Raw genomic sequence first — 5,851 nt, forward strand, 5'->3', positions numbered from 1 at the left:
GACAAACTTCTGGCGTCACAGCTGTTTGTTCGTCATGGGCTGAGCATGCCGGTCACCGGTTTTGCCAGTTCGCCACTCGACACCAAAGATCTGATCAAGATGGTGGGTGGTGCGCCGTTAATCCTCAAGCTTCTGGAGGGAGCACAGGGGCGTGGCGTGGTTTTGGCCGAAACCCAGAAGGCTGCAGAGAGTGTGATCAATGCCATGAAGAGTCTGAACGCCAACCTTTTGGTTCAAGAGTTCATCAAGGAAGCCGGTGGAAAGGATCTGCGTTGTTTTGTGATTGGCAACAAGGTGGTGTCAGCCATTGAGCGGCCAGCCGCTGTGGGCGATTTCCGCTCCAACATTCACCAGGGCGGTTCCGCCCTGGCGGTGCGAATCCGGCCTGAGGAGCGCAAGCTGGCTGTTGCGGCGACACGGGCTCTCGGCCTTGATATAGCCGGTGTGGACCTCATCCGCTCGGAGCGCAGGCCCTTGCTTCTGGAGGTGAATTCCAGTCCTGGGCTTGAGGGAATTGAAACGGCAACGGGTAAGGATCTTGCCGGTCAAATGATTCAGGAAGTGGAGTGAAAATTGGGTTGGGTCCGATCCTGTTCGACCCCCACTTTGGTCGCTTCGTGATCTGGTTGTTGACCGGAAGATGTGGTTCTCCGTTCCATCAGATTTTTAGTTTCTCTATGCGATTGCTTCGATGCTGGCTTTGCTGGTGTTGGTGATTTGGCTTGCTTCGATCTCCTGGCGATTGTCGAAGCGACGTTGAGATCAATGGTTCGAGAGGCTTCATTCCTGCCTAAGCTGAGCAACGAGATGCGGTGTGTTCTGCGTGCCCGACGGATGGCTAAGGCCTGAATAGCGTCATGCGATGGGATTGGAGGCTTGATGCCCGGGCCGCTACAGGTGTTCGTTCAGTTCGTCGTGTTGGGGCTGATGTCCTTTGGAAGCCACGTGGCGCATCTCGGTTACTTCCATGAGCGCTTTGTGCAGCGGGAGCGTTGGATCACCGCGGAGGCCAACGCCGATCTCGTTGGCCTGTGCCAGCTGTTGCCTGGACCCTCGAGTCCCAGGTGGGCATCGGCGGTCTGGCCGCCTGGGCAGGGTTCACCTTGCCCTCCGCCGTGTTGATGGTGGCGGCAGTTGTGCTGGTGCTGTTGGTGCCTCGCGTCTGGGCTCAGCTGTTGGCCCTGGTGCTTGGTGGATTGGTGGGTTGGTGCGCGATGACGTCGCCAGAATTGGAGCCATCGGCACCGGAACGTCTCGTGGTTCCGCTGCAGCGCTCGGTGGCGGTGGGTTTGCTGGCCTGTGCAGTGCTGCTGGTCGTGGCTTTGCTCTGTGAGGCCAGGCCACTCCTGGTGCAGCAGCTCAGCGGATTCCTGCACACGGGAGCCTTGGTGTTCGGCGGTGGCCATGTGGTGCTCCCTTTGCTGTCTGATCTATGCCACCCAAAACGGCTGGAAGCTCCCCATCCTTTTTGAAGAAATGGGTGTGTCCTATGACTGGGCACTGGTGGACTTCGATAAGAGTGAACAGCGCAGTGAACGTTTTCTTTCCATCAACCCAAATGGTCGGATTCCGGCACTGATTGATCGTGCGCGCGGAGCACACTCGCCGAGTCGGGAGCCATCTTGGAGTACAGCGCAGCTCGCTTCGCGAGCTCTTTGCTGCCCCCTGCCGATGAGGACCTGCAGCTGCACCTGCAGACAAAGCAACGGCTCCATTGGCAGGTCAGCGCCCTCGGACCTTCGATGGGGCAAGCCATGTACTTTCAGCGAATCGCCAAGGTGCGCGGCCAAAACGATCCCTTCGCCATTGGTCGCTTCATTGCCGAAGCTGAACGTTGTTTGCATATGTTCGATGAGCTGCTCGCGTCATCGACCGGCCCTTTTGTGCTCGGCCAGCGCTGCACACTCGTGAATGTCGCCTGTTTTCCTTACTGCGCTAGTGCCTATTGGGCCAATGTCGACATCTCCGCGATGAGCCATCTGCTCGCCTGGATCGAGATGCTCCACCAACGTCCGTCCTTCAGCACCGGATTAACGCTGCCTTTTTCTCGGCCTGCTTTCTTTGGCCTTCCGTATGCAACACCGGAGGAAATCGAGGCGGAGATTGCGCGTAACGCCGGTCAGTTCGCTGTGATTTCCAAATCTCCCAGTTGAGCTGCCAGGCGTCTCGGATCCATGAATCCTCGCCGAGAGTGATTCCCGGCGGTGATCTTGTTTGTGCAGAATCAGTGCATTGATGGGGAGCATGGTGGCTGGAGCTGGTGTTAATCCTGCTGATCAGCACTGGGGTTTCTGGCCGCTGCTGCCGCTTTATCCTTATGGCCGCCGCCGCACGCTATTCAGTGAGCTGATCCCTGGCCAGCTCTGGAGCCTTGAGCAGTTGCAGGGGGTGTATTACGTGGCCGTGCCGGTGCGGCTCACCGTAGCCAAGATGCCCGATGGCCTGATGTTGGTGAACCCTCTGCCTCCCACCGGTGAGGTTCGCCAAGCCATTGCCGGGCTGGAACAACAGCACGGTCCGGTGCGCACCATCGTGCTGCCCACCGCCTCTGGTTTGGAGCACAAGCTTCCCCTCGGTCCCCTGGCACGCGCCTTCCCGGATGCGGAAATCTGGGTGTGTCCGGGTCAGTGGAGCTTCCCGGTGCAGTTGCCTCTGGCCTGGCTGGGTGTTCCGGCAGGCCGCACCAAGGTGTTGTTCGACGATGGCCTTCCCCATGGCGATGTTTGTGAGTGGTTCTCCCTTGGACCTCTCGACCTTGGCGTGGGCCGCTTCCAGGAAGTCTCCTGTTTCCATCGCCCGTCAGGCGCTCTGTTTGTGACCGACGCCCTTGTGGGCATCAGTGCTGATCCCCCGGTCTTGTTCGACCTCGACCCAACGCCGCTGTTGTTCCATGCCCGTGAACGCGGAGATGAGCCCCTCACCGATTCAGCAGAAGCCCGCCGCCGCGGCTGGGCTCGGCTTGTGCTGTTTGCCTCCTATCTCAGGCCGGAACCGCTGGAGGTGCCAGAGCTGCCGGAGTTGCTGCGGGATGCGTTCAAGCCGGGACTCCGCTCCCTCAAGGCCCACTTCGGTCTCTACCCCTTCCGTTGGAAGGCCGGTTGGCAAGCGGCTGCCGATGGCTTGATGGGCAGCGCAGCGCCCAGGCTGCAGGTGGCCCCGGTGCTCGAGCGGTTGGTGTTGCCCAGAGCCCAGGAAGCACTGTTGTCTTGGTTGCACGAGTTGAGCGGGCTGGCTGAGCTGCGCTGGCTGGTGCCGGCCCACTACAGCGCGCCGGTCACATTCACGCCCGAAACCGTTCAACAACTGCTCGCGTCATTGCAACAACGAGATTGGGCTCCCAGTTCAAACAACTGGGAATTCCTTGGATCCATTGATCAGCGTTTGTTGGATCTCGGCGTCTTGCCTGATCAGCCTGTGATCAAAGCTTAAGTTCGTCTTCTGGATCGATCGCCATCTGCTCGTCAGCGAATAGGGTTTCCTCGAGCTCCTTTCGCTGTTCCATCTGGCGCAGGAAATAGCCGGTCATCATGGCCGAGGCCAACATATTGGCGAGGTTGTCGCGGTTGGCTGTCACCTTCACCTCAAAGTGTTCCCCGGGAAGCATTCCCAGTAACCCCTGAACGTTGTGGCGAATGATGTCCTGAATATCGTTGCTTGCTGATTTAGCGACCCGCTGAAGAGTGTCTGGTGATTGCTCCTGCAAGTATTGGATCAGGCTGTTCCCCGCTTGACCATCACTGCTGTCAGTTGTCAGAAACTCGGGGTTAAACATTCGCCTGTGATGTTCATCACGGACTTGACCCTAACGCAGGCCCTTGGAATCAACCGCCATCGCTGTTGTCGGTGATCCGTAACGGACCGAACCTCTGCGGAGGCCAATACCGCCAGACCGCCGTGCCCAGCACATTGGTTTCCGGCAGTGATCCCCAGAGGTGGGAATCGAGGCTGGCATTGCGGTTGTCCCCCATCACCCACAGCTGATCCACCGGCACGGTGATCGGGGCCATGGCGTAGTTGATCGGTTCCGCCAACCAGGGTTCTGCAGCCGGTTCGCCGTTGCGGAACAGCCTGCCGTCGTGCACGTCCAGCTGATCGCCAGGCAGTCCCACCACCCGTTTGATCAGCGCAGCGGATGCGTCGTAGCCAGCGGCAACGAGCTGCTCGGGCGGAGCGAACACCACAACATCGCCCTGGTGCAGATGGCTATGGCGGCTGCGGGCCAGCCGGGGTCTCACCTTCTCCACCAGGATGCGGTCCTGCAGTTGCAGGGTGGGCAGCATTGAGCCGGAGGGAATCCAGCGCGGCTCCACCACCAACCACCGCAGCAGCAGCGCCAGCAGGGCCCAGAGAATCAGATTGCGCCAGAAGCCCTTGCTGTCTTCTCCTGCAGCGGGTGTCGTGGGTTGGGTCATCGTTGACCGAAGATCACACCAGCCTGGCCTGCTGCACTGTCTATTGCTCGCGCCAATTTACAGGCCGCCCTCACCTTGCTAGAGGTGCTGTGCCTCCAGGGGCTAAAGCAGCTTGTGCTCTGCCCTGGCAGCCGTTCCGGTCCCCTAGCAACAGCGGCGGGCGTGCTGGCGTCTCAGGCGAAGTTGCAGTTGGTCACGGCCATCGATGAGCGGTCCGCCGCGTTTCTGGCCCTCGGCATGGCGACCGCCCATGGACGTGCCGTTGCAGTGGTCACCACCTCTGGCACCGCGGTGGCCAACCTGCTTCCCGCTGCGGTGGAGGCGGACCGCTCCTGTCAGCCCTTGCTGCTGCTCACGGCCGATCGCCCCTCCAGGCTCAAAAACTGCGGCGCCAACCAGACCGTTAATCAGGAAGCCTTTCTGCTCTCGGCCTGCCGCTGGTTTGGCAGTGGAGCGGCAGACGGCGTCCACACGCAGGCCAATGAAGCTCTCAACTCCCTGGCAGTTCAGGCCTGGCAGCAAGCCCAAGATGCAGCCAGTGGTCCGCCGGGACCAGTGCAGCTCAACCTGCCCTTCGAGGAGCCGCTGCACACCACTCTCGAACAGCAGCAACAGCTGATTTCGGGTGTACGTTCGACAACGGCTTGCCCGGAGACTTCGCCCGAGATCGGGCCTGCGCCTCGCCTCGATCCAGAGCGCCCGGGGGTTGTGATTGCGGGTCCTTGGCGTGGACTCACGCCTTCCGTGGATGCCTATCAACAGGCGCTGCATCGCTGGCTGAACCTCAGCGGTTGGCCTCTACTGGCCGATCCCCTCGCCGCCCTTGCCGCCGATTGCCCCAACCGCATCGAGCACTGGGAGCTGCAACTGGACTGGCTGAACCTGCCTGAAGATGCTCAGGTGTTGCGGCTGGGACCGATGCCCGCCAGCCACCGGCTGGAGGCCTGGCTTCAGCACCATCAGGGGCCCCAACTGTTGATCACCGAAGGCGATTCTAGGCCATTGGATCTGCTGCAGATGGCCCGCCAATGGTCGGGAGGTATGGCTGCCTGGATCGCCCAACAGCCTGTTCTGGATCAGCTGAGCAAGCCATTGGCCGGCTCCAATGACCTCGCGCCGTGGATCGAGGCCCAGCTGCCCTTGTGTGGTGCCGTCAATGAGCCCGCTCTGGCTTACTGGCTTCCCCAGCTCCTGCCGGAGCGGTTGCCGGTGATGCTGGCCGCCAGTTCACCGGTGCGCGATTGGTTGACCTGGGGCGGGCCCGCCTGCGGCCGTCACCGTTGCTTCAGCTTCCGCGGGGCCTCGGGCATTGACGGCACCTTGTCCCTCGCCATGGGTCTGGCGACGAATCTCGGTCCGCTGGCTCTGGTGACCGGGGATCGGGCGCTGCTGCACGACAGCAACGGCTGGCTGCATGCCTCGTCCGCTGCGGAAGCTCC

8 protein-coding genes and 1 pseudogene are annotated in these 5,851 nt (G+C 61.1%); 7 read left to right on the forward strand and 2 right to left on the reverse strand.

The genetic code is table 11. The features are described from left to right. The 6 genes and pseudogenes from ACGVJ8_RS05515 to ACGVJ8_RS05540 all read left to right on the forward strand — a co-directional run. A partial coding sequence (locus ACGVJ8_RS05515) for a RimK family alpha-L-glutamate ligase (protein WP_392346169.1) occupies positions 1-570 on the forward strand: 570 nt, incomplete at its 5' end. Between the two features lie 357 nt (positions 571-927). After that, positions 928-1,122 (forward strand): chromate transporter, encoded by a 195-nt coding sequence (locus ACGVJ8_RS05520; protein WP_392346179.1) that lies wholly within the window; start codon positions 928-930, stop codon positions 1,120-1,122. Then, the gene (locus ACGVJ8_RS05525) at positions 1,032-1,472 is read left to right on the forward strand and encodes a hypothetical protein (protein ID WP_392346180.1); all 441 of its coding nucleotides are present in this window, start codon (positions 1,032-1,034) and stop codon (positions 1,470-1,472) included. Before ACGVJ8_RS05520 ends, ACGVJ8_RS05525 begins: the two co-directional genes overlap by 91 nt. A gap of 4 nt (positions 1,473-1,476) precedes the next feature. Beyond that, positions 1,477-1,527: pseudogene (locus tag ACGVJ8_RS05530) on the forward strand (hypothetical protein); the annotation flags it as partial. A 95-nt stretch (positions 1,528-1,622) separates the two neighbouring features. Next, positions 1,623-2,153 carry a hypothetical protein gene (locus ACGVJ8_RS05535; RefSeq protein WP_392346181.1) on the forward strand — a complete coding sequence of 177 codons (531 nt, stop codon included), beginning with the start codon at positions 1,623-1,625 and terminating at the stop codon, positions 2,151-2,153. A gap of 82 nt (positions 2,154-2,235) precedes the next feature. Continuing rightward, complete coding sequence (locus ACGVJ8_RS05540; protein ID WP_392346171.1) at positions 2,236-3,429, forward strand: DUF4336 domain-containing protein; 1,194 nt, start codon at positions 2,236-2,238, stop codon at positions 3,427-3,429. On the opposite strand, the gene ACGVJ8_RS05545 is transcribed toward ACGVJ8_RS05540, so the two are convergent. Both ACGVJ8_RS05545 and lepB read right to left on the reverse strand, forming a co-directional pair. Continuing rightward, positions 3,419-3,772 carry a DUF760 domain-containing protein gene (locus ACGVJ8_RS05545; RefSeq protein ID WP_392346173.1) on the reverse strand — a complete coding sequence of 118 codons (354 nt, stop codon included), beginning with the start codon at positions 3,770-3,772 and terminating at the stop codon, positions 3,419-3,421. The two genes, ACGVJ8_RS05540 and ACGVJ8_RS05545, sit on opposite strands and share 11 nt — an antisense overlap. A gap of 49 nt (positions 3,773-3,821) precedes the next feature. Continuing rightward, positions 3,822-4,412: a signal peptidase I gene (lepB, locus tag ACGVJ8_RS05550; protein WP_392346175.1), complete on the reverse strand. Its 591-nt coding sequence runs from the start codon at positions 4,410-4,412 to the stop codon at positions 3,822-3,824. A 75-nt stretch (positions 4,413-4,487) separates the two neighbouring features. Here lepB and menD point away from each other — a divergent pair. After that, on the forward strand, positions 4,488-5,851 hold a 1,364-nt coding region (gene menD, locus ACGVJ8_RS05555; RefSeq protein ID WP_392346177.1), incomplete at its 3' end, for a 2-succinyl-5-enolpyruvyl-6-hydroxy-3-cyclohexene-1-carboxylic-acid synthase.

Source organism: Parasynechococcus sp. (assembly GCF_042954245.1).
In the GTDB taxonomy this organism is placed as follows: Bacteria; Cyanobacteriota; Cyanobacteriia; order PCC-6307; family Cyanobiaceae; genus Parasynechococcus.